This is a genomic window from Microlunatus antarcticus, assembly GCF_014193425.1.
Taxonomy (GTDB): domain Bacteria; phylum Actinomycetota; class Actinomycetes; order Propionibacteriales; family Propionibacteriaceae; genus Microlunatus; species Microlunatus antarcticus.
Map to the genome: position 1 here is coordinate 289,947 of NZ_JACHZG010000001.1, position 21,087 is coordinate 311,033.

Annotated in this window: 20 protein-coding genes; 13 read left to right on the forward strand and 7 right to left on the reverse strand. The window is 72.7% G+C overall.

What is annotated here, in order from left to right:
• Window positions 1-131 precede the first annotated feature (131 nt).
• The 3 genes from hpt (at window position 132) to folE (ending at window position 3,624) form a co-directional block, all read left to right on the forward strand.
• Window positions 132-683 (forward strand): hypoxanthine phosphoribosyltransferase, encoded by a 552-nt coding sequence (hpt, locus tag FHX39_RS01410; protein ID WP_332836607.1) that lies wholly within the window; start codon window positions 132-134, stop codon window positions 681-683.
• 138 nt (window positions 684-821) lie between these two features.
• Entirely contained in the window at window positions 822-2,951 is a 2,130-nt protein-coding gene (ftsH, locus tag FHX39_RS01415; protein WP_183336164.1) for an ATP-dependent zinc metalloprotease FtsH, read from the forward strand.
• A 112-nt stretch (window positions 2,952-3,063) separates the two neighbouring features.
• Window positions 3,064-3,624 carry a GTP cyclohydrolase I FolE gene (gene folE, locus FHX39_RS01420; protein ID WP_332836923.1) on the forward strand — a complete coding sequence of 187 codons (561 nt, stop codon included), beginning with the start codon at window positions 3,064-3,066 and terminating at the stop codon, window positions 3,622-3,624.
• 326 nt (window positions 3,625-3,950) lie between these two features.
• On the opposite strand, the gene FHX39_RS01425 is transcribed toward folE, so the two are convergent.
• Window positions 3,951-5,054 carry a neutral zinc metallopeptidase gene (locus FHX39_RS01425; RefSeq protein WP_183336168.1) on the reverse strand — a complete coding sequence of 368 codons (1,104 nt, stop codon included), beginning with the start codon at window positions 5,052-5,054 and terminating at the stop codon, window positions 3,951-3,953.
• 53 nt (window positions 5,055-5,107) lie between these two features.
• Here FHX39_RS01425 and folP point away from each other — a divergent pair, with 53 nt between their 5' ends.
• From folP to FHX39_RS01450, 5 genes are all read left to right on the forward strand, one after another.
• Entirely contained in the window at window positions 5,108-6,007 is a 900-nt protein-coding gene (gene folP, locus FHX39_RS01430) for a dihydropteroate synthase (protein ID WP_183336170.1), read from the forward strand.
• On the forward strand, window positions 6,004-6,414 hold the full coding sequence (folB, locus tag FHX39_RS01435) for a dihydroneopterin aldolase (RefSeq protein WP_183336172.1): 411 nt from the start codon (window positions 6,004-6,006) through the stop codon (window positions 6,412-6,414). Before folP ends, folB begins: the two co-directional genes overlap by 4 nt.
• A complete protein-coding gene (gene folK / locus FHX39_RS01440) occupies window positions 6,411-6,965 on the forward strand; it encodes a 2-amino-4-hydroxy-6-hydroxymethyldihydropteridine diphosphokinase (protein WP_183336174.1) in 555 nt (184 codons plus the stop codon). The genes folB and folK overlap by 4 nt, the downstream gene beginning before the upstream one ends.
• 20 nt (window positions 6,966-6,985) lie before the next feature.
• Entirely contained in the window at window positions 6,986-7,492 is a 507-nt protein-coding gene (locus FHX39_RS01445; protein ID WP_183336176.1) for a DUF3180 domain-containing protein, read from the forward strand.
• Between the two features lie 77 nt (window positions 7,493-7,569).
• On the forward strand, window positions 7,570-8,253 hold the full coding sequence (locus tag FHX39_RS01450; RefSeq protein ID WP_183336178.1) for a hypothetical protein: 684 nt from the start codon (window positions 7,570-7,572) through the stop codon (window positions 8,251-8,253).
• Between the two features lie 168 nt (window positions 8,254-8,421).
• Here FHX39_RS01450 and FHX39_RS20840 read toward each other — a convergent pair whose 3' ends face one another.
• Both FHX39_RS20840 and FHX39_RS01460 read right to left on the reverse strand, forming a co-directional pair.
• The gene (locus tag FHX39_RS20840; protein WP_198423219.1) at window positions 8,422-9,588 is read right to left on the reverse strand and encodes an NADH-quinone oxidoreductase subunit D; all 1,167 of its coding nucleotides are present in this window, start codon (window positions 9,586-9,588) and stop codon (window positions 8,422-8,424) included.
• Between the two features lie 9 nt (window positions 9,589-9,597).
• Window positions 9,598-10,587, reverse strand: a complete 990-nt coding sequence (locus FHX39_RS01460; protein WP_183336180.1) for an SAM-dependent methyltransferase — start codon at window positions 10,585-10,587, stop codon at window positions 9,598-9,600.
• Window positions 10,588-10,593: 6 nt separating this feature from the next.
• Between FHX39_RS01460 and FHX39_RS01465 the strand changes: the two genes are divergently transcribed.
• From FHX39_RS01465 to FHX39_RS01480, 4 genes are all read left to right on the forward strand, one after another.
• Window positions 10,594-12,366, forward strand: coding sequence for an L-aspartate oxidase (locus tag FHX39_RS01465; protein ID WP_183336183.1), 1,773 nt, complete (start codon window positions 10,594-10,596; stop codon window positions 12,364-12,366).
• Window positions 12,363-13,301, forward strand: coding sequence for a carboxylating nicotinate-nucleotide diphosphorylase (nadC, locus tag FHX39_RS01470; RefSeq protein WP_183336185.1), 939 nt, complete (start codon window positions 12,363-12,365; stop codon window positions 13,299-13,301). The genes FHX39_RS01465 and nadC overlap by 4 nt, the downstream gene beginning before the upstream one ends.
• A gap of 67 nt (window positions 13,302-13,368) precedes the next feature.
• Window positions 13,369-13,716 carry a histone-like nucleoid-structuring protein Lsr2 gene (locus FHX39_RS01475; RefSeq protein ID WP_183336187.1) on the forward strand — a complete coding sequence of 116 codons (348 nt, stop codon included), beginning with the start codon at window positions 13,369-13,371 and terminating at the stop codon, window positions 13,714-13,716.
• A gap of 314 nt (window positions 13,717-14,030) precedes the next feature.
• Entirely contained in the window at window positions 14,031-16,580 is a 2,550-nt protein-coding gene (locus FHX39_RS01480; RefSeq protein ID WP_183336189.1) for an ATP-dependent Clp protease ATP-binding subunit, read from the forward strand.
• A gap of 242 nt (window positions 16,581-16,822) precedes the next feature.
• Here FHX39_RS01480 and FHX39_RS01485 read toward each other — a convergent pair whose 3' ends face one another.
• From FHX39_RS01485 to FHX39_RS01495, 3 genes are all read right to left on the reverse strand, one after another.
• Window positions 16,823-17,020, reverse strand: coding sequence for a hypothetical protein (locus FHX39_RS01485; RefSeq protein WP_183336191.1), 198 nt, complete (start codon window positions 17,018-17,020; stop codon window positions 16,823-16,825).
• A 183-nt stretch (window positions 17,021-17,203) separates the two neighbouring features.
• Window positions 17,204-18,091: an aldo/keto reductase gene (locus FHX39_RS01490; protein WP_332836608.1), complete on the reverse strand. Its 888-nt coding sequence runs from the start codon at window positions 18,089-18,091 to the stop codon at window positions 17,204-17,206.
• A 42-nt stretch (window positions 18,092-18,133) separates the two neighbouring features.
• A complete protein-coding gene (locus FHX39_RS01495) occupies window positions 18,134-19,012 on the reverse strand; it encodes an HhH-GPD family protein (RefSeq protein WP_332836609.1) in 879 nt (292 codons plus the stop codon).
• A gap of 85 nt (window positions 19,013-19,097) precedes the next feature.
• Here FHX39_RS01495 and FHX39_RS01500 point away from each other — a divergent pair, with 85 nt between their 5' ends.
• Window positions 19,098-19,961, forward strand: a complete 864-nt coding sequence (locus tag FHX39_RS01500) for a RodZ family helix-turn-helix domain-containing protein (protein ID WP_183336193.1) — start codon at window positions 19,098-19,100, stop codon at window positions 19,959-19,961.
• A gap of 27 nt (window positions 19,962-19,988) precedes the next feature.
• On the opposite strand, the gene disA is transcribed toward FHX39_RS01500, so the two are convergent.
• Window positions 19,989-21,065, reverse strand: coding sequence for a DNA integrity scanning diadenylate cyclase DisA (gene disA / locus FHX39_RS01505; protein WP_332836610.1), 1,077 nt, complete (start codon window positions 21,063-21,065; stop codon window positions 19,989-19,991).
• Window positions 21,066-21,087 lie beyond the last annotated feature (22 nt).

A 21,087-nucleotide genomic window follows, 5' to 3' on the forward strand; every position in this document is an offset into this window, starting at 1 on the left:
GGTGGCTCCTCGGTCGGGCGTCGCTGGTCCGCGGCCGCGCCGGTGACCCGGGGCGGCGGCAGGACCCCAGGATGTCCTGCCCGCCCGGCTCCTGGTGCCGGGGCCCGGCGGACCTGTGGCAGTCTGAGCGCGTGGACGTCTCGGCCCTCGGCAACGACCTGTCCCGCGTGCTGTACACCCCCGAGGAGGTGCAGGACCGGATCGCCGCTCTGGCGGCCCAGGTCGACGAGGACTACGCCGGCAAGGACGTCCTGCTCGTCGGGGTCCTGAACGGCGCGGTGATGATCATGGCCGACCTCTCGCGGGCGCTGTCGATCCACTGCCGGATGGACTGGATGGCCATCTCCTCGTACGGCTCGGGCACCAAGTCGTCGGGCGTCGTGCGGATCCTCAAGGACCTCAGCACCGACATCGCCGGGATGCACGTCCTGGTGGTCGAGGACATCGTGGACACCGGCCTGACCCTGTCGTACCTGATCAGCAACCTGCGCTCCCGCAACCCGGCGAGCCTCGAGGTCCTGACTGCGTTCCGCAAGCCGGAGGCGCTCAAGATGCCCGTCGAGGTGCGCTACGTCGGCTTCGACATCCCCAGCGAGTTCGTCGTCGGCTACGGCCTCGACTACGACCAGCGCTACCGGAACCTCACCGGCGTGGCGACCCTCGCGCCGCACGTCTACAGCTGACGCACGGCTGACACCGGCGCGCCCGGGCTCCGACCGGGGCCGCATACGGGGCTCTGCACTTTGCCCGGCACCGGTAGCCTGGCGCCTTGAGGGCACGCCGTTCCTTCGGGCGTGCTGCTCCCGACTCTCAAGGCAGGTATGAACCTCAAGCGCATCTTCCGCGGTCCGCTCATCTGGATCGTGCTCGCGGTCATCGCCGTGGGGCTGCTGATCGACTTCAGCACCCGCCTCAGCGGTGGCTTCAAGGAGGAGCCCACCTCGACGGTCGTCGCCCTCATCAACGGCAACGAGCCGCTGTCCGAGGTGGTGCTCAAGGACCGTGAGCAGACCATCCAGGTCACGACGAAGGCCACCCCGCAGCAGAAGCTCGAGGCCGTCTGGGTGGGCAACCAGAGCGACCAGCTGATCGACCGGCTCAACCAGCGGGTGGCGGACAAGACCCTCGACACCTGGGTGGGCGAGAACCCGCAGCCCAGCTTCCTGTCGAACCTCCTCGCCACGCTGATCCCGTTCATCCTCATAGCGGTGGTCTTCTTCTTCCTGCTCAACTCCGTGCAGGGCGGCGGCAGCCGGGTCATGCAGTTCGGCAAGTCCAAGGCCAAGGTGGCCAACAAGGACACGCCCAAGACCACGTTCGCGGACGTCGCCGGGGCCGACGAGGCCGTCGAGGAGCTCCAGGAGATCAAGGAGTTCCTCTCCGAGCCCGCCAAGTTCCAGGCCGTCGGCGCCAAGATCCCCAAGGGCGTGCTGCTGTACGGCCAGCCCGGTACGGGCAAGACGCTGCTCGCGCGGGCCGTCGCCGGCGAGGCCGGGGTCCCCTTCTTCTCCATCTCTGGCTCGGACTTCGTCGAGATGTTCGTGGGTGTCGGCGCGAGCCGCGTGCGCGACCTCTTCGAGCAGGCCAAGGAGAACGCGCCCGCCATCATCTTCATCGACGAGATCGACGCCGTCGGTCGTCACCGCGGAGCCGGCATGGGCGGGGGCCACGACGAGCGTGAGCAGACGCTCAACCAGCTCCTGGTCGAGATGGACGGCTTCGACGTCCGCGGCGGGGTCATCCTCATCGCGGCGACGAACCGGCCCGACGTCCTCGACCCGGCGCTGCTGCGCCCCGGGCGCTTCGACCGGCAGATCCCGGTGGACAACCCCGACATGAAGGGGCGCCTGCAGATCCTCAAGGTGCACTCGCAGGGCAAGCCGGTCTCCCCGGACGTCGACCTCGAGTCGGTCGCCCGCCGTACGCCGGGCTTCACCGGTGCGGACCTGGCCAACGTCCTGAACGAGGCCGCGCTGCTCACCGCCCGCTCGAACGCCAAGATCATCACCAACGCGTTCCTGGACGAGTCGATCGACCGCGTCATCGCCGGGCCGCAGAAGCGCAGCCGGCTGATGAACGAGAAGGAGAAGCTCGTCACCGCGTACCACGAGGGCGGCCACGCGCTCGTCGCGGCGGCGCTCCCGGGGACCGACCCCGTACAGAAGATCACGATCCTGCCGCGTGGTCGTGCGCTCGGCTACACGATGGTGCTGCCGGAGAACGACAAGTACTCCAACACCCGCGCCGAGCTGCTCGACCAGCTCGCGTACATGATGGGCGGCCGCGCGGCGGAGGAGCTGGTCTTCCACGACCCGACCACCGGCGCGAGCAACGACATCGAGAAGGCGACCGGCGTCGCCAAGGCGATGGTCACGCAGTACGGCATGACCGAGCGTCTCGGGGCCATCAAGCTCGGCACCGGTGACTCCGAGCCATTCCTGGGCCGCGACTACGGCCAGGGCCGCGACTACTCCGAGGAGATCGCGGCGGTCGTCGACGAGGAGATCTCGCGCCTCATCAGCACGGCCCACCAGGAGGCCTTCGACATCCTGACCGCCAACCGGGACGTGCTGGACGACCTCGTCCGCGCGCTGTTCGAGCACGAGACGCTCGACCGGGCCGCGGTGGCCGGGATCTTCCAGAACCTGCGGCTCTGGCCGAAGCGCCCGGCCTGGACGGGCTCGGACAGCCGCGTCCCGTCCGAGCTGCCGCCCGTGACGCCCCCGCCGCGCATCAACGGCGACGGGCCCCGTGGGCTGAACGGCTCGAACGGCACCAACGGCTCCAACGGCTCCAACGGTCACGGCTCCAACGGACACGCGCCCGAGCCCGAGGGCGTCCCCGCCGGCGGGGCTCAGATCCCTCCGGGCCAGTCCCCGGTGCCGCCGCAGCTGCCGCAGGGCCCGGCCGGTGGCGGCACGCTGCCGCCGCGCGGTCCCGACTTCCGCTGAGGGCGCTGCCCACCGCCCCACCTCGCTCGGCGAGGATGGGGTGGTGAGCCGCCCTGACACTCCCGACCTCGCGCTCGAGGTCGACGAGAACCCGCCCGACGAACGACCGCCGATCGACGAGCCGCGCATCGCCGCCGCCGTCCGCGAGATCCTCTTCGCCATCGGCGAGGACCCCGACCGTGACGGTCTGCAGAAGACCCCGGAACGCGTCGCCCGGGCGTACACCGAGATGTTCGCGGGGCTGCGCCAGGACCCCGCCGACGTGCTGGCCACGACCTTCGACCTCGGCCACGACGAGCTCGTGCTGGTCAAGGACATCGAGGTCTGGAGCAGCTGCGAGCACCACCTCGTCCCCTTCACCGGGGTGGCGCACATCGGCTACATCCCCAGCCGGGACGGCCGCATCACCGGCCTGTCCAAGCTCGCTCGCCTCGTCGACGTCTACGCCAAGCGCCCGCAGGTCCAGGAGCGCATGACGACGCAGATCGCCGACGCCCTCGAGCGCTACCTCTCCCCGCGCGGCGTGATCGTCGTCATCGAGTGCGAGCACCTCTGCATGACCATGCGCGGCGTCCGCAAGCCCGGCTCCCGCACCGTCACCAGCGCCGTACGCGGCCACCTCCGCACCAGCGCCACCACCCGCGCCGAGGCGATGCACCTCATCCGCTCCTGAACGCCCCTGCCCGCAACCCCCACCTGCTCCGACCGCGTCCCCTCCCTCCAAGAAACCGCTGACCCACGACATCCGGCCGGCCAGCGGAGGTGTCGGGAGTCAGCGTTTCCTGGAGGAAGAGCGGGCGTGGGGGCAGGAGGTTCTCCGTGAAGGGTGATCCTCGGGAGGCGGCGCTGAGCGTGGATGGGTCTGGCGGGAGCCCGGGCGCGACGAACCAGCAGCAAGGGGCGTACGCGACGGCGCCCGGGCGGATGGTTGCGAAGCGCCGCCTCCCGAGGAGCGCCCGGCAACTCACCTCACCCTGGACCGAGCACGCCGAGCAGAGGTCAGCCGACCTTCGAGGCCGACGCCGTCCAGGTGTTGCAGTCGGCGAAGTCGCCGGAGTCGAGGCCGCGGTCGAGCCAACCGAACTGCGACTTCGACGAACCATGGTCCGGCTTCCGGTCGTCCGGCGGGTCCTCGTCGCCGGTGTAGCTGTGCCATGCCTTCAGCTCGCGGCGGTCCTTGGACGACACGTCCAGGTCCTTGGCCGTCGCGTGCAGGAACACGCCCTCGAAGCACTGAGCCTGGAGCTCGAGGCGCCGGCTGAGGGCGTACCCCTCCTTCTTCGAGCCGCCCTTCGACGTCGCCTTCTCGTGCGCCATCGCGTACGCGTCGAGCATCCCGGTCGTCTTCTGCAGGTGGTGACCGAACTCGTGGGCGACCAGGCCGACATAGCCGAGCCGCGCGAACGTGTACGCCTCCCGCCCGTCGTCGACGGTGTCGGGCCAGTAGATGGTGCGCGTGCCCGAGCAGTAGTACGCCGGCGAACCGCTCTGGCCGAAGTCGCCGCAGGGGGTCTCGACCCGCTTGTGGTACGTCTGCACCTTCGGCTGCTCGAGGGTGAAGCCCTGCGCGGCGAGCGGGCCCTCGAAGACCTTCGTCAGGCAGTCGACGACGTCGGTCAGGTAGGGCTGCAGCTTCTTGTCCGCCAGCGGCGGCTTGGGCCGGCGCACCTTCAGGTCGCAGGAGACGGAGGCCTTGCCGAGGTCGACGCCGTAGAGGGCGTTGGTCTTGAGGCTGCGGTCCGGCCCGGGCGCGGGGGCCGGTTGCGTCGGCGCGGTGGGCAGCGGTGCCTGGGGAGCGGCCGTGGGTGACGTCGTGGACGCCGGCGTCACGGCGGGCGTGGGGGTCGGCGTGGCCGTGGGGGTCGGCGTGGGGCTGCCGGGAGCCGGGACCGCCCGCGGTGCGGCCGAGCGGGTGGCCGCGGGGCTGGCCGCCGTGGGCGTCGTGCCGTCCGTCCGCATCGCGAGGACGACCACCGTGGCGACGATCCCCGTGAGGACCAGCGCTGAGACGACGCCGACCGCGAAGAGCCAGCCGCGCCCTCGGCCGGGGCCCTCGCCGGACGGCGGTCCCGGGGGCGCCCAGGGGTCGGAGGGGGGCGGCACCGCACGAGCATAAGCACCGAGGTGCCTCCCACCAGGCCGCTTAGGGTGTGGCGATGAGCTATCCCGTCGTGGCCGGGCTCCCGGCCCCGGGACGGACCCTGGTGATGGGCGTCGTGAACGTCACCCCGGACTCGTTCTCCGACGGGGGCACCTGGTTCGCGCCCGAGGCGGCGCTCGAGCACGGGCTGGCGTTGCTCGCCGAAGGCGCGGACGTCGTGGACGTCGGGGGCGAGTCGACCCGGCCCGGGGCCGAGCGGCCCGGCCTCGACGAGGAGCTGCGGCGGGTGCTGCCCACGGTCGAGGGGCTGGTGGCGGCCGGGGCGAGCGTCAGCGTCGACACGATGCGGTCCGAGGTCGCGAGCGCGGCGGTGGAGGCGGGGGCCTGCCTGGTCAACGACGTCTCCGGCGGCCGGGCCGACCCCCGCATGCTCGAGGTCGTCGCCGGGCTCGGGGTCGCGTACGTCTGCATGCACTGGCGGGGCCACGCGCGCGAGATGCAGGGGCGGGCGACGTACGACGACGTGGTCGCCGACGTGGCCCGCGAGCTGTCCGAGCAGGTGAAACTTGCCCGAACAGCGGGTGTCGGCGAGGACCGCCTGGTGGTGGACGCGGGCTTCGGCTTCGCCAAGACGGGGGACCACAGCTGGGAGCTGCTGGACCGCCTCGACGAGGTCGCCGCGCTGGGCCTGCCGCAGCTCGTCGGGGTGTCGCGCAAGTCGTTCCTGGGCAGCCTGCTCGCCGGTCCCGACGGTGCACCGCGGCCGCCGCGGGGACGGGACGACGCGACCGTCGCGCTGACCGCGCTGCTCGCCCAGCAGGGGGTGTGGGGGGTCCGGGTGCACGCCGTCCGGGCCAACCGCGACGCGGTGGAGGTCGTCCGGCGGCTGTCCACCGAGCGCGCGGACGCCCCCGCGACGTCGGATAAGGTCGCCGTGCCTGGGGAGGTGGGATGACGAGCGCTGCGCGCGAGGTGGCACGGGCCGCCGCACCGGTGGTCGTGCGCGACCGCGTGGTGCTCACGGGCCTGCGTGCGCGGGGACGCCACGGCGTGTTCGACCACGAGCGCGAGCAGGGTCAGCACTTCGTCGTCGACGTCGCGCTCGCCCTCGACCTCTCACCCGCCTCGACGTCGGACGACCTGAGCCGCACCGTCGACTACGGGACCCTCGCGGAGGCCGTCGTGGCCGACGTCCAGGGGGAGCCGCTGAACCTGATCGAGGCCCTCGCCGAACGCATCGCGCAGACCTGCCTGCGCCAGGCGGCGGTCACCGAGGTCGAGGTCACGGTGCACAAGCCCGAGGCGCCCATCGGGGTCGCGTTCACCGACGTGGCCGTCACGCTCACCAGGAGCCGCCCATGACCAGCCCCAACCCGCACGCGATCGACACCGACACCCTCAGCGGCATGAAGCCGCTCCGCAAGGTCGTCTACTCGATCGGCTCCAACCTCGGCGACCGCCAGGGCAACCTGCAGGGCGCGGTCGACGCGCTCCGCGACACCCCGGACGTGATCGTCGTCGACGTCTCCCCGGTCTACGAGACGAGCCCGGTCGGCGGTCCCGAGGACAGCCCCGACTTCCTCAACCTCGTCGTCGTGGCCGAGACGACCCTCGAGCCCCGCACGCTCCTCGAGCGGGCGCTGGCCATCGAGGACGCGTACGGGCGCGAGCGCACGAGCCACTGGGCCCCGCGCACGCTCGACGTCGACCTGATCATGGTGGGCGCGGCGGTCGTCGACCACGAGGACCTGCGCCTGCCGCACCCGCTCGCGCACGAGCGCGGCTTCGTGCTCGTCCCGTGGTTCGCCGTCGACCCGCAGGGCGAGGTCCCGGGGCAGGGTCCGCTCGCCGCGCTGGTGGCCGAGGTCGACGACGCCGGGATCACCCGTCGCGACGACCTGGTCATCGACTGACGCCGGACGTCAGACCGAGGATGAGCCAGGCCCCCAGCGGCAACCAGGTCACCAGCACGCCCCGGCGGGCGCTGGCCGTCGCCGCGCTCTTCGGCGGGCTGGCGGGCTGGTTGCTGGCCGTCTCGACCGAGGCGCTCGACGTCGCCCCGCCGTCGATCCCCTGGTCGGCCCCGGTCGGGCTGCTCGTCGTCGCCGCGCTGGTCGGGGCGCTCGCCCGGTCGACGCACCAGCAGATCCAGGTCCGCCGTGAGCGGATGGAGCCGCAGCGGGCCGTCGCGTTCCTCGTGCTGGGCAAGGCGTCCGCCCTCGGGGGAGCCCTCGTGGCCGGCGGCTACCTCGGCTACGCCCTCTCCTTCGTCGGCCGGATCGAGGCCGAGGGTCCCCGCGAGCGGGTCGTCCGCTCGCTGGTGGCCGTGGTCGGCGGGGTGGGCCTCTGCGTCGCCGGGCTGCTCCTGGAACGGGCCTGCCGCGTGCCCGTCGACGAGGACGAGGAACGTGAGCGCCGGCGCCTCGAGGCCGAGGAGTGAGGCGCGTCTCCTGCCGCGCTCAGCGGTGCTCCGCGTGGCTCCCTGGAGCGGACCGCGACCCGACCTAGGGTCCTCCCATGAGCTCTCGACCGGCCCCTTCCCGACGTCCGGGGGACGCCGCTCGGCGTGAGCCGGTCGCCCGGGCCCACCGCACCACCCAGACCGTCCTGGTCGTCGGCAGCGTCCTCGCGCTGGCGGCCACGCTTGGCCCCGTCTGGCTCGTGCGGGCCGGGGTCGTCGTCGCCGTCGTGACCTGCATCGCCACCTGCCTGCTGGCCTGGCGCGAGCTGGCCGACGCCCGGCGTCGGCACGCGCACCGCCTGCTGGTCGCCGACCGGCGCCACGGCGACGCGCTCCGCACCGAGCGCACGCGCAACGCGGAGGTCGTCGACGCGCTCGGCGAGCGGTTGAGCAGCACTGGCATGGTCGTGGTGGGTCAGCGGGCGACCATCACCCACCTGCGCGGCGAGGTCGGGGTCCTGACCACCGAGCGCGACGCCCTCCAGGAGCAGGTCGCCGAGCGCGACGGGCTGATCGGGCTCTTCCGCGCCAGCCTGCGCGACCAGGAGGCCGCGCTGCTCGCCGTCCGCGCCCAGCAGAGCGAGCTGGCCGCGCAGATCAGCGCCCAGGCCGACGCCGAGGTGCACGCGCTCCCGCGCCGCACGCGTCCCGTTGACGAGCACCACGTGATCGACGCCGAGATGGCCGAGCTCGCCATGGTCCTGCCGAACTACGAGACCACCCGCCGCTTCGCTGTCTAGTCTGGGCTGCCCGCTCGCGCACCGGGCGCTCGAGCGCTCCGTCTTCCTCGCTCGCGAGCACGACGGAAAAGCGTTGTCGCACTCGCTCGCTCGTCCAGACGGACCGGCGCCCGGTCCCCGACGCTCGCGGGCGTGCGTGGCTGAGAGCCTGCGTGCTCGTCGCGGTGGTCACTTGTCGAGGTCGCCGACGACGTAGCCGACCGAGGCGAGCGTCGCCTCGATCGCGTCGACGGGCAGGCCGACGAGCAGCGGCTCGAGGGCGGAGACGTGGTTGAACGACGGCGTCCGCAGCTTGAGTCGCCAGGGCGTCTTGTCGCCCCGCGACACCAGGAACACCCCCGACACGCCCAGCGGCGCCTCGGTCGCGACGTACGCCTCGCCCTCGGGCAGGCGGACGACCTTGCCGAGCCGGACCGCGACGTCCCCGGGCAGCGAGCCCAGCCGCTCGACGCACGCCTCGACGAGGTCGGCGGAGACCCGGAGCTCGTGCACCAGCGTCGCCAGCCGCGCGGCCGCGTCGCCGGAGGTCTCCGGGCTCGGCACCAGCAGGTCGGCGAGCTCGGCGTACGCGAGGTAGGGCCGCTGCGTCCGCAGGTCGACGTCGAGCCCGCCGGCGCGCGCGGCCGGTCCGGTGACCCCGTGCGCGGCGACGAGCTCGCGGGAGAGGACGGCCGTCCCGGTGGTCAGGTCCCGCAGGACGGGGTCGTCGAGCCAGGTCCCCAGGCGGTCGGCGACGGTGCGGACGTCGGCCAGCACCGCGCGCTCGGCGTCGAGCCAGGCGGCGTCGGCGTCGGCGGCCAGCCCTCCGACCCGGTTGACCATCGGGTGCACCCGGTTGCCGGTCAGGTGCTGCAGCTGGAGCCGCAGCACCTCGCGCAGCGCGGCGGTGGGGGAGGGGACGCCCAGCCGGAACGGCACCCAGGCGAGGAAGCCGAGGTGGCTCAGCAGCCGCGTGTGCTCGGCGAGGAGCGTGCGCAGCCAGACGGCCCGCGGCGGGACCTCGAGCCCGAGCAGCTGCTCGCAGGTCAGCGCGACCGTGAGCTCGGCGGCGTACGGCGCCTGCCAGTCGTGCCGGTCGGCCAGCATCAGGACCTGGCGGTAGTCGCGGACCTCGAACAGCTTCTCGACCCCGCGGTGCAGGGCGCCGACGACCACCGTCGCGTCGCTGACGAGGCCGTGCTCGACCCACAGCCGCAGCTCGACGAGCCCGGTGCCGCTCGGGTGCTCGGGCCCCAGGTCCAGCAGCACCGTGCCGGTCGGGGGAGGTTCCGTGGCCGAGGTCGGCAGGACGCCCGGCCCGAGCGCGCCGACGAGGACGCGCAGGGGGGTGGGCACCGGCTCAGGCTAGGTGGGTGAGCCCTGCAGCAGCCACCAGAGGTCGCCCCACCGGTCGAGCGCGGTCAGGGCCGCCCGTTCGCTGCGCCGGACGAGCGCGCCGAGCGCGTCCGCCGGGGCGTCCGGCACCGCGGTGAGCACCTTCGCCTGCGGACGCAGCAGCAGCGTCGCCGCCCCGGTCGCCTCGCCCGCGGCGCCCAGGGCGTCGACGGCGACGCCGGCGGTGAGGTTGACCCGGCCGTCGGGCACCGCGGCCCGCTGCCGGCCCGCCCCGTACGCGAGGAACGTCCCGTCCGCCGGTCGACTGCCGGCCTCGTGGCCGTAGTCGACGGCTAGCGCACGGCCACCACGGCGTACGGCGGACCGGACCAGTGCCGCCCAGGCGACGTCGCGGGCCCGGCCCACCTCGGCCCGCCGGCCCTCGGGCCACCAGCGCGCCAGCCACGCGCGGTCGTCGGCCGCGGGGGCCGGGCCGACGCGTTCGTGGCCGTCGTCGTCGACCTCGACCTCGCGCCAGTCGTCGGCGGAACGTTCCACGACCGCGACGGGGAGGTCGTCCAGCCACTCGTGGGCGACCAGCAGCGGCGCCGCCCCCTCGGTCCACCCGTCGGGGCCGACCACCCAGCGCCCGGTGTCGACGTCATGGTGGTCCTCGACCCAGGCCACCCGCGGGTCGAGCCCCGGCGGTCGCGCCCGGCGGTCGACGCCGACCAGCGCGACGTCCGGCAGCCGGTGGACCAGGTGGGACAGCAGGTGGCCGTCCCCGGCACCGACGTCGACGACGACCCGCCCACCCTTCGGCACCACCCCGGCGACGGCCTCCGCGACGAGCGGCCCGACGCCGACGCCGGTGCTGAAGTGCCCGCCCGGACGCTGCGTCGACCAGAAGCCGTCGGGCCCGTACGCCGCCTCCGTCCACGCCGCGCGCCAGGAGCGCCAGGAACCTCCCGTCCGCGACCCCGGCGTCGGCGCGGGAGCGGGCGGGCGATGGAGGACCATGGGTCCATGCTGCCGACGACGGCCGAGCTCGACGACGAGCGCGCCGAACGTGATGTTCCGACACGGGCCGTCCCGGACGCCCCCCTCCCACCGCAGGCCGGCCCGCCGCTGCCGCGCCGCCTCGCCTCGGAGCCCCCCGGCTGGGTCCGCGAGGTCGACGTGGTCGTCGTGGGCTCCGGGGTCGCGGGCCTGACCGCCGCGCTCGAGTGCCGCGAGCGGATGGGTCGGGAAACCCGGGTCATGGTGGTCACCAAGGACGTCGTGGCCGCGGGCTCGACCCGGTGGGCGCAGGGCGGCATCGCCTCGGTCCAGGCCGAGGGCGACACGGTCGCCGAGCACGTCACCGACACCCTCGTGGCCGGGGCCGGTCTCTGCGAGCCGGCTGCGGTCGAGGTGCTCGTCAGCGAGGGCCCGGACGAGGTCGCGACGCTCGTGGAGCGTGGCACGCAGTTCGACCTGGACGCCGCCGGGCGCCTCGCCCTGACCCGCGAGGGCGGGCACCACCGCAACCGCATCGCGCACGCGGGCGGCGACGCCACGGGCGCGGAGATCGAGCGCGCCCTGGTCGCCACCGTCAAGGCCGACCCGGGCATCGAGATCGTGGAGCAGGCGCTGGTGCTCGACCTGCTGCAGGCCGTGACCGAGGACGGGGCGCCGGCCGTCGCCGGGATCACCCTGCACGTGCTCGGCGAGGGCAGCCGCCAGGGCGTCGGGGCCGTACGCGCCCGGGCCGTGGTGCTGGCGACCGGCGGCATCGGCCAGATCTACGCCGTCACCACCAACCCGCCCGTCTCCACCGGTGACGGGGTCGCGGCGGCGCTGCGGGCCGGGGCCCGGCTGCGCGACGTCGAGTTCATCCAGTTCCACCCGACGGTGCTGTTCCTGGGCACGGGGGCCCGCGGCCAGCTGCCGCTGGTCAGCGAGGCCGTCCGCGGCGAGGGCGGGCTGCTGGTGAACTCCGTCGGCGAGCGCTTCATGGTCGGCCAGCACGAGCTCGCCGAGCTCGCCCCCCGCGACGTCGTCGCCAAGGCGATCATGAAGGAGATGGCCCGCGAGGGGTCCGACCACGTCTACGTCGACGGCCGGATGCTCGGCGAGGAGACCTGGCGGGTCCGCTTCCCGACGATCCTGCACAGCTGCCGGGTGGCCGGGATCGACCCCGTGACCGACCTCATCCCGGTCGCGCCGGCGGCCCACTACTTCTGCGGCGGGGTCGAGACCGACCTCGAGGGCGCCACGAACCTGGCCGGGCTCTACGCCTGCGGCGAGGTCGCCTCGTCCGGGGTCCACGGCGCCAACCGGCTGGCCTCCAACTCGCTGCTCGAGGGCCTGGTCTTCGCCGCGCGCATCGCCGGGTCCCTGGCGCGGGACCTGCCGCCGCTCCGCGAGCCGCTCGACGACGACCGGGAGGGCTGGCTCGTGGACCCGGCCGTGGTGCCGGCGCTGCAGCGGACGATGAGCCGCGACTGCGGCGGCCTGCGGAACGCGACCGGCCTCGACCGCGCGGCGAGCAGCCTCGACCGGCTGGCCGGGCGGCGGACGACGGAGCCGGGCCTGGCCGCGTGGGAGGCGACGAACCTGCTCTGCGTGGCCGTCGCCGTGCTGTCCTCCGCTGGACGGCGGGAGGAGTCGCGCGGCGCGCACTGGCGCGACGACTTCGGCGAGCGCCGGGAGTCGTGGCAGCGCCACCTCGTGGTGCAGTCCGAGGACGGCCGGCTGGTGCACCGCCTGACGCCGGTCGGCAGCACCAGGTCACCCGAGGGAGAGGTCGACCGATGACCGTACGCATCACCGACCTGGCGCAGGCCGAGGCGTACGTCGCCTCGGTCGGGCTGGACGTCTCCGCCCTCGCCGTCATCGTCGCGGAGGCGCTCGGCGAGGACCTGGGCGGTCGCGGGGTCCTGCCGACCGGCACCGGGAAGGGCGTCGACGTCACGTCGGTCGCCACCATCGCCGCCGACGCGGTCGCCACCGCCGAGCTCGTGGCCCGACGCCCGGGGGTGGTCGCCGGCCTGCCCGTGGCCGCGTACGTGCTCGCCGTCGTGCTCACGAGCGTCGTCGGGTCGCCCGGACCGTTCGTGGTCGAGGTCCTGGCCGACGAGGGGGACCGGGTCGAGACCGGCGACGTGCTCGTCCGCGTCGACGGCGGCACGCGGGCGCTTCTCACGGCCGAGCGCGTGGCGCTGAACCTGCTGACCCTCACCTCGGGCGTGGCGACCGCCACCCGGGCCTGGGTCGACGCGCTGGAGGGCACCGGCGCGCGGGTTCGGGACACGCGGAAGACGACGCCGGGCCTGCGGATGCTGCAGAAGTACGCCGTCCGGGTCGGCGGCGGCGTCAACCACCGTCTGTCGCTCGCCGACGCGGCGCTGATCAAGGACAACCACGTCCTGGCCGCGGGCGGCGTCGTGCCGGCGTACGAGCGGGTGGTGGCCATGTTCCCGGACCTGTGGGTGCAGGTCGAGGTCACGACCCCCGAGCAGGCCGAGGCGGTCGTCGCCGCCGGTGCCACGGAGGTCCTGCTCGACAACATGAGCCTCGCCACGATGACCGAGGTCGTCACGTCGCTGAAGGGGCGTGCGCGGTTCGAGGCGAGCGGTGGTCTGACGCTGGCGTCCGCCGCTTCCGTGGCCCGTACGGGTGTCGACTTCATCGCGGTCGGGGCGATCACGCATTCCGCGCCAATTCTCGATATTGCTATGGACCTGGTCTGAAACTTTTTGCCCTCGGCTGCGCTATCGTCCTCCTGTCAGGAAATCGATGCAAAGAAAGGGGAAGACAATGGCTCAGCGGGTGCAGGTGATACTCGAAGACGATTTAGACGGCTCCCAGGCCGACGAGACCGTCCTTTTCGGTCTCGACGGGGCCGAGTACGAGGTGGACCTGTCCACGGAGAATGCCCAGGGCCTGCGCGACGCCCTCGCGCAATGGGTCGCAGTGGCCCGCCGGACCGGCGGCCGACGCAAGCGGGCGACCGCTGGCGCACCGGCGCCGAGGCCCGCGGAGAACGGCAGCGGGGCGAACACCAGCGACGTCCGCGCGTGGGCCCAGGAGAACGGCTACGAGGTCTCGAGCCGCGGACGCGTGTCCGCCGAGGTCCGTGACGCGTACGACAAGGCGCACGGCTGAGCCGAGGCACCACCCCAGGCCCGACCGAAGTGTTGCGCCCTGGGCGAACGGCTCGTTCGTCCGGGGCGTTCCTCGTGCACGAACGGCTCGCCCGCCGGGCGTACGCGTGTCTCCGCTCCTCCTGCGTGGGGAATCGTGCGGGGCCGTCACGACGTTGTCACCAGCACGGAACGTCCGAGAGCCCCCGACGTCGGGGTGACGTGGTCCATCGGATCCACGGCCCTCGGGGTGTCTGCTCCCGCGACTAGCATGAGACGCGCTGGAGTGCAGTCGCCGACGGGCGTCCGCACCGTAGAGCGAGGAGCACCGAAAGCATGTTCGAGAGGTTCACCGACCGGGCGCGTCGCGTCGTCGTGCTGGCGCAAGAAGAAGCCCGCATGCTCAACCACAACTACATCGGGACCGAGCACATCCTGCTCGGCCTCATCCACGAGGGCGAGGGCGTCGCCGCAAAGGCGCTGGAGTCCCTCGGCATTTCCCTCGAGGCCGTCCGCCAGAAGGTCGAAGAGATCATCGGCCACGGCCAGCAGAGCCCCAGCGGACACATTCCGTTCACCCCCCGGGCCAAGAAGGTCCTGGAGCTGAGCCTCCGCGAGGCGCTGCAGATCAACCACAGCTACATCGGGACCGAGCACATTCTTCTCGGCCTCATCCGCGAGGGCGAGGGTGTTGCCGCGCAGGTCCTCGTCAAGCTCGGCGCCGACCTCAACCGTGTGCGCAACCAGGTCCTCCAGCTGCTCTCGGGATTCCAGGGCAAGGAGGCCGCGACGTCCGGTGCTCCCGAGCAGGGCTCGACGCCGTCGTCCTCGATGGTGCTCGACCAGTTCGGCCGCAACCTGACCCAGGCCGGGCGCGAGAACAATCTCGACCCGGTCATCGGTCGGGAGACCGAGATCGAGCGCGTGATGACCGTGCTCAGCAGACGCACCAAGAACAACCCGGTGCTGATCGGCGAGCCCGGCGTCGGCAAGACGGCGGTCGTCGAGGGCCTGGCCCAGGCGATCGTGCGCGGCGACGTGCCCGAGACGCTGCGGGACAAGCAGATCTACACCCTCGACCTCGGCGCGCTGGTGGCCGGCAGCCGTTACCGCGGTGACTTCGAGGAGCGCCTCAAGAAGGTGCTCAAGGAGATCAAGACCCGCGGCGACGTCGTGCTCTTCATCGACGAGATCCACACCCTCGTGGGTGCGGGTGCCGCCGAGGGCGCCATCGACGCCGCCAGCATCCTGAAGCCGATGCTGGCCCGTGGCGAGCTGCAGACCATCGGCGCCACGACGCTCGACGAGTACCGCAAGTACGTCGAGAAGGACGCCGCGCTGGAGCGCCGCTTCCAGCCGATCCAGGTCGCCGAGCCGTCGATCGCGCACACGATCGACATCCTGCGCGGGCTGCGTGACCGCTACGAGGCGCACCACCGCGTCACCATCACCGACCAGGCCCTCGTGGCCGCGGCGCAGATGGCCGACCGGTACATCTCCGACCGGTTCCTCCCGGACAAGGCGATCGACCTGATCGACGAGGCCGGCGCCCGACTTCGGATCCGTCGCATGACCGCACCGCCGGACCTGCGCGAGTTCGACGAGAAGGTCGCCAGCGTCCGCCTCGAGAAGGAGGCGGCGATCGACGCGCAGGACTTCGAGCGCGCCGCGGGTCTCCGCGACGACGAGAAGAAGCTGCTGTCGTCGCGCGCCGAGCGTGAGGCGCAGTGGAAGTCGGGCGACCTCGACGTGGTGGCGGAGGTGGACGAGGAGATCATCGCCGAGGTCCTCTCCACGGCCACGGGCATCCCGGTGTTCAAGCTCACCGAGGAGGAGTCGGCCCGCCTCATCCACATGGAGGACGAGCTCGGCAAGCGCTACATCGGCCAGCACGACGCCGTCCGGGCGCTCTCGCGCTCGATCCGGCGTACGCGGGCGGGTCTGAAGGACCCCAAGCGGCCGAGCGGCTCGTTCATCTTCGCCGGCCCCTCGGGCGTCGGGAAGACCGAGCTGACCAAGGCGCTGACCGAGTTCCTCTTCGGCGACGAGGACGCGCTCATCCAGCTCGACATGAGCGAGTACTCCGAGAAGCACACCGCCTCGCGGCTGTTCGGCTCGCCTCCCGGCTACGTCGGGTACGAGGAGGGCGGCCAGCTCACCGAGAAGGTGCGGCGCAAGCCGTTCAGCGTGGTCCTCTTCGACGAGGTCGAGAAGGCCCACCCGGACATCTTCAACTCGCTGCTGCAGATCCTGGACGAAGGTCGCCTGACCGACGCCCAGGGCCGGGTGGTCGACTTCAAGAACACCGTCATCGTCATGACGACCAACCTGGGCACCCGGGACATCGCCAAGAGCGTGTCCCTGGGGTTCAGTGCCTCGACGAACGCCGAGGGGTCGTACGAGAAGATGAAGGCGAAGGTGGCGGACGAGCTCAAGCAGCACTTCCGCCCCGAGTTCCTGAACCGCGTCGACGAGATCGTCGTGTTCCGCCAGCTCACGCAGGAGGACATCGTCCGGATCGTCGACCTGATGATCGCCCAGGTCGAGCTGCGCCTGAAGGACCGGGACATGGGCATCGAGCTCACGACCGCGGCCAAGGAGCTCGTCGGGGCCCGGGGCTACGACCCCGTGCTCGGCGCCCGTCCGCTGCGCCGCGCGATCCAGCGCGACATCGAGGACCACCTCGCGGAGAAGATCCTCTTCTCCGAGCTCAACCCCGGGGAGATCGTCGTCGTCGACGTCGCCGACCCCGGTTCGGAGAACCCGTTCACCTTCGTCGGCCACAAGCGGGACGCTGCTCCCGACTCGCCGCCGGTGGAGTTCGACGGGATCATCGAAGAGGGGTTCGAGGGCTTCGAGGAGCCCGGCGAGGCCGCCAAGAGCTGATCCTCAGCCGCTAGACCAGCCGAGGCCCGGCACCGTTCCCACGGTGCCGGGCCTCGCTGCGTCTGCACCCGCCCCTTTTCTCGATCCACGCCCCCGGCAGACGTCGAGAAAACGCTGACTCCCGACGTCGTCATCGGCGGTCTGGCGGTCCGGAGTCAGCGGTTTGTCGCGACGAGGGGTGCTGCAGGTCAGGCTCAGGCGGTCTAGGTGATGAGCCTGGTCGCTGCGCGGGTAGGTGCGCGTCACCGACCCAGTCGGTCCAGTAGCTCGCGGGCGCGGTCGACCACCGCAACCGCCAGCTCGCGAAAGGCGGCATCCTCGCTCCGCGGGCGAATGTCGCCCGCCGCTGCCCCGACGTCCTTCTTCGACATGCCCTCGTCGTTCGCGGCTCGTTGGGAGTCCACGGCCGCGTCGTCGTCGCGCCGCCGGTTGGTGTCCATGATCGACGGTATCGCCTAGCGCTGGCGCGAGGTCCGTGCTCGACTCCCCGCCGCGGAGCGCGAAGCCGCTTCGCACCTGTGCGCTCGCGCACCTCGACACGCGGCAGGGAGGTGCGGGGACGCACAGTCACGAGGGCCGCCGCAGACCCTTCCCGGCGTCCGGCTCCGCGGCGGACCAGTGCGTCAGTGCCCGAACGTGTCCGAGTCCGCGAGGTCGACGTCGCCGCCGTCGAGCTCGGCGATCGTCGCCATGTCCTCGTCGGTCAGCTCGAAGGAGAAGATCCCGATGTTCTCCGCGAGGTGGGCGGGGCTGGTGGACTTCGGGATCGCGACGAGGCCCATCTGGACGTGCCAGCGCAGGATGACCTGGGTCGGGGTCATGTCCAGGCGCTCGGCGATGCCGGTGAGCCGGGCGTCCTCCCGGAGCGCGCTGCTGCTGGCCCCGAGCGGGCTCCACGACTCGGTCGCGATGCCGTACGTGTCGTCGATCTCGCGGACCTCGGGGCGGGTGGCGTACGGGCTGAGCTGCACCTGGTTGACGTCGGGGATGATCCCGGTCTCGTCGATGACGCGCTGCAGGTGGGCCGGCTTGAAGTTCGAGACGCCGATGGCCTTGAGGAGACCCTCCTCGCGGAGCGCCTCGAGCCCGCGAACCGCGTCGACGTAGCGGTCCTGGTCGGGGTTCGGCCAGTGGATGAGGAACAGGTCGAGGTAGTCGGTGCCGAGCCGCTCGAGGCTCGCCTCCAGCGCCCGCCGGACCCCGTCGACGCCGTGCCACTCCCGGTTGAGCTTGCTGGTCAGGAAGATCACCGAACGGTCGGCGCCGGAGACCCGAAGGCCTTCGCCGACGCCCTCCTCGTTGTGGTAGTTCTCGGCGGTGTCGATCAGCCGGTAGCCCGCCGCGACCGCCGTCGCCACCTGGCGCACGACCTCCTCGCCGAGGACCGGCGACGTCCCGAGACCGAGCATCGGGATCTCCGCGCCGTGCACGAGCTTGCGGGTGGGCACCGAGGGGGCCGGCGCCTTCGGCAGGTTCTCGGGGTGGGCGGTTTCGTCGGGAGTCAGGGACACGGCCTCAAACTACCGACGGCCCGCCCTGCCCCGGGAGGCGCGTCAACCGGGCAGGGACCAGCGCGGGTCGTCGGCGCCCGTGCGGACGGCGAGGCCGTCCGTGACGAGCGAGGCCAGCGCCCGCTCGCGCTGCACCGGTTCGAGCCAGGCGGTCGCCAGCTCGTCGTGGGCCACCGGCTCGTCGCTGCCGCGCAGCACCGCCAGCAGCGCCCCGCGGCACTGGCGGTCCGTCCCCTCGTACGACTGCCCCCGTCGCGGTGGACCCGCCCAGGCGGGGTAGCCGGCCTGCCGCCACGCGCAGACGTCGATGACCGGGCAGACGTCGCACCGCGGCGCACGGGCCGTGCACACGACGGCGCCGAGCTCCATCGAGGCGACCGCCCAGCGGGCGGCGAGCGCCGGCTCGTCGGGCAGGAACGTCTCCGCCACGGCCACCTCGGCCCGGGTCTGCGCGGCTCCGGGGTAGGCCTCGCCCGCCGCGACCCGGCCGAGGACGCGGCGGACGTTGGTGTCGAGGACGACCGCACGTCGCCCGTACGCGAAGCTCGCCACCGCGGCCGCGGTGTAGGAGCCGACGCCGGGCAGGCTCCGCAGGTCGTCGAGGTCGTCGGGCACCCGCCCGCCGAACCGTTCCGTGATGGCGACCGCCGCCCCGTGCAGGCGCAGCGCACGACGCGGGTAGCCGAGCCGGCCCCAGGCGCGGACGGCGTCGCCCGACGGCGAGGCGGCGAGGTCACCCGGGGTCGGCCACCGCTCGAGCCAGCGCGCCCAGGGCTCGCGGACCCGCTCCACGGGGGTCTGCTGGAGCATGAACTCGCTGACCATCACCCCCCACGGCGAGGTGATGGGCCGGCGCCAGGGCAGGTCGCGCGCGTTGGCGTCGTACCAGGCCACGACCCGAGCGACGATGTGGTCCGGCACCGGGCGAACGTACCTGTTCGTGATGTTCCGTCGGGCGCGGCGAGCCTGACGGCGGGCGGCGCCCGCGCTGCTTAACCTCCCCGTTATGAGCAGCGTCCTGCACCCGGTCGGGCCGGAGCCACGCGAGCGCTACTGGGTCCGGCGGCTGGCCGTCCTGATCGCCGCCGTCGTCGCCATCGGGATCGTCATCGCCCTGGTCGGCAACGCGATGAGCGCCGGATCCGCGGTGCAGGCCGAGCCGGCACCGCCCTCGGTCGTCGCGCCGACCCTGCCGCCGGTCACCCCGTCCGCGAGCCCTTCCGTGGACGTGACCGCCTCCCCGACGCCCGGGAGCACGGACACCCCGACGGCTGGCACCACCGCGAGCCCGACCCCCGGCGCGGCCACGACCAGGCCGAGCGCGTCGGCCTCGCCGACCGACGGCAGCGTCGTGACGCCCAAGCCGGGCCAGAAGACGAAGACGGAGAAGGCCACGCCGCCGACCGCGGCGGAGAAGAAGAAGGCGGAGGCCGCGGCCGAGGCCAAGAAGGCGGCGGCCAAGAAGAAGGCGAAGGCCACGGTGCTCGCCACCTGCCCGACCGACGACCTCCGTCCGACCCTGACCGGGCCGAAGAAGGTCAAGGCCAAGAAGTCCGCGACCTTCGCGGTCTCGCTGATCAACGGCTCCAGCAAGTCCTGCTACCTCAAGGTCACGAACGCGAACTACACGCTGACGATCGTGTCCGGCAAGGACAAGATCTGGTCGACCGAGGACTGCCCGGCCGCCGTGCCCGCGCAGAGCCGCAAGCTGACGTCGCAGAAGTCGCTGGACTGGAAGATCAAGTGGAACGGCCAGCGTTCCGGGGACGGGTGCAGCAAGGAGCGCGAGGCCCCCAAGGCCGGCTACTACTGGGCGATCGCCAACTTCGACGACGCCAAAGAGGTGCGCTGGCGGATCATCCTGACCTAGGCGGTCAGGAGCACGGTCCGGTGCCGCTCAGTCGAGACGGTCGCTGTACGCGGCGTCGGCCAGGCGGAGCAGGCCGTCGCGGATGACCCGGGCGCGGCTCTCGCCGACCCCGTCCACGTCCTGCAGCTCGGCGATGCTCGCCCCGAAGAGGGCCTGCAGGTTGCCGAAGTGCTCGATCAGCCGGACGCCGAGGGCGGCGGGGAGCCGGCTGATCTGCGCCACCTGACGGAAGCCCCGGCTCACGACGCGGGCGTCGAGGTTGATGACGGGCCCGAAGCCGAGCGTCCGGGCCACGACCGCGGGCTCCACCAGCTGCGGGGTGGTCAGGCGACGCAGGTGGGCCAGCGAGAAGTCGTCGTCCTCGTGCGGGCGGTAGTCCCGCTCCAGCAGGTCGGGCAGGCGGGCGAAGTCGACCGCGAGCTCGGAGAGCTGGAGGGTCAGCAGGCGCCCGTCCGTCCCGAGCTCCAGGACGTAGCTCTCGATCTCCTCCTCCAGCCGGGCCACCATCTCCAGCCGCTGCGCCACGAGGGCGACGTCGCGGATGGTGACGGCGTCCTGCACCTCCAGCGACGAGAGCCGCGCGATGACCTGGGTGAGCCGGCCGCGGTAGCGCTCGAGCGTCTGCAGCGCCTGCTCCGCCCGCGACAGGATCTGGCCCGACTGCTCGAGCAGGTAGCGCTGGTCGGCGAGGAACAGCGAGATCGTCGCCATCGAGGCGGAGACGGTGACCACGGGCAGGCCCGACTGCCGGGCGACGCGCTCCGCCGTACGGTGCCGGGTCCCGGTCTCGGACGTCTCGATGGAGCGGTCCGGCATCAGGTGGACGCCGGCCCGGACGATGCGCTCCCGGTCCTCGCTCAGCACGATGGCGCCGTCCATCTTGGCCAGCTCGCGCAGGGCGGTCGGGGTGAAGGGGACGTCGAGCGCGAACCCGCCGGTCGAGACCTCGGTGATGACGTCGGTGTCGCCGAGCACGATCAGCGCGCCCGTACGGCCGCGCAGGATGCGCTCCAGCCCGTCGCGCATCGGGGTGCCGGGCGCGAGCGTCCGCAGCTCGTCGAGCAGCGTCGCCCGACCCCCGCCGTCGCTCTCCGCAACCTCCACGGCTCGTGCTCCCGTCCCCGTC

Coding starts and splice junctions, on each gene's coding strand:
- ftsH (WP_183336164.1), top strand. CDS start 822: ATGAACCTCAAGCGCATCTTCCGCGGTCCGCTCATCTGGATCGTGCTC.
- folP (WP_183336170.1), top strand. CDS start 5,108: ATGAGCTATCCCGTCGTGGCCGGGCTCCCGGCCCCGGGACGGACCCTG.
- folB (WP_183336172.1), top strand. CDS start 6,004: ATGACGAGCGCTGCGCGCGAGGTGGCACGGGCCGCCGCACCGGTGGTC.
- folK (WP_183336174.1), top strand. CDS start 6,411: ATGACCAGCCCCAACCCGCACGCGATCGACACCGACACCCTCAGCGGC.
- FHX39_RS01445 (WP_183336176.1), top strand. CDS start 6,986: ATGAGCCAGGCCCCCAGCGGCAACCAGGTCACCAGCACGCCCCGGCGG.
- FHX39_RS01450 (WP_183336178.1), top strand. CDS start 7,570: ATGAGCTCTCGACCGGCCCCTTCCCGACGTCCGGGGGACGCCGCTCGG.
- FHX39_RS01460 (WP_183336180.1), bottom strand. CDS start 10,587: ATGGTCCTCCATCGCCCGCCCGCTCCCGCGCCGACGCCGGGGTCGCGG.
- FHX39_RS01465 (WP_183336183.1), top strand. CDS start 10,594: ATGCTGCCGACGACGGCCGAGCTCGACGACGAGCGCGCCGAACGTGAT.
- nadC (WP_183336185.1), top strand. CDS start 12,363: ATGACCGTACGCATCACCGACCTGGCGCAGGCCGAGGCGTACGTCGCC.
- FHX39_RS01475 (WP_183336187.1), top strand. CDS start 13,369: ATGGCTCAGCGGGTGCAGGTGATACTCGAAGACGATTTAGACGGCTCC.
- FHX39_RS01480 (WP_183336189.1), top strand. CDS start 14,031: ATGTTCGAGAGGTTCACCGACCGGGCGCGTCGCGTCGTCGTGCTGGCG.
- FHX39_RS01485 (WP_183336191.1), bottom strand. CDS start 17,020: ATGGACACCAACCGGCGGCGCGACGACGACGCGGCCGTGGACTCCCAA.
- FHX39_RS01500 (WP_183336193.1), top strand. CDS start 19,098: ATGAGCAGCGTCCTGCACCCGGTCGGGCCGGAGCCACGCGAGCGCTAC.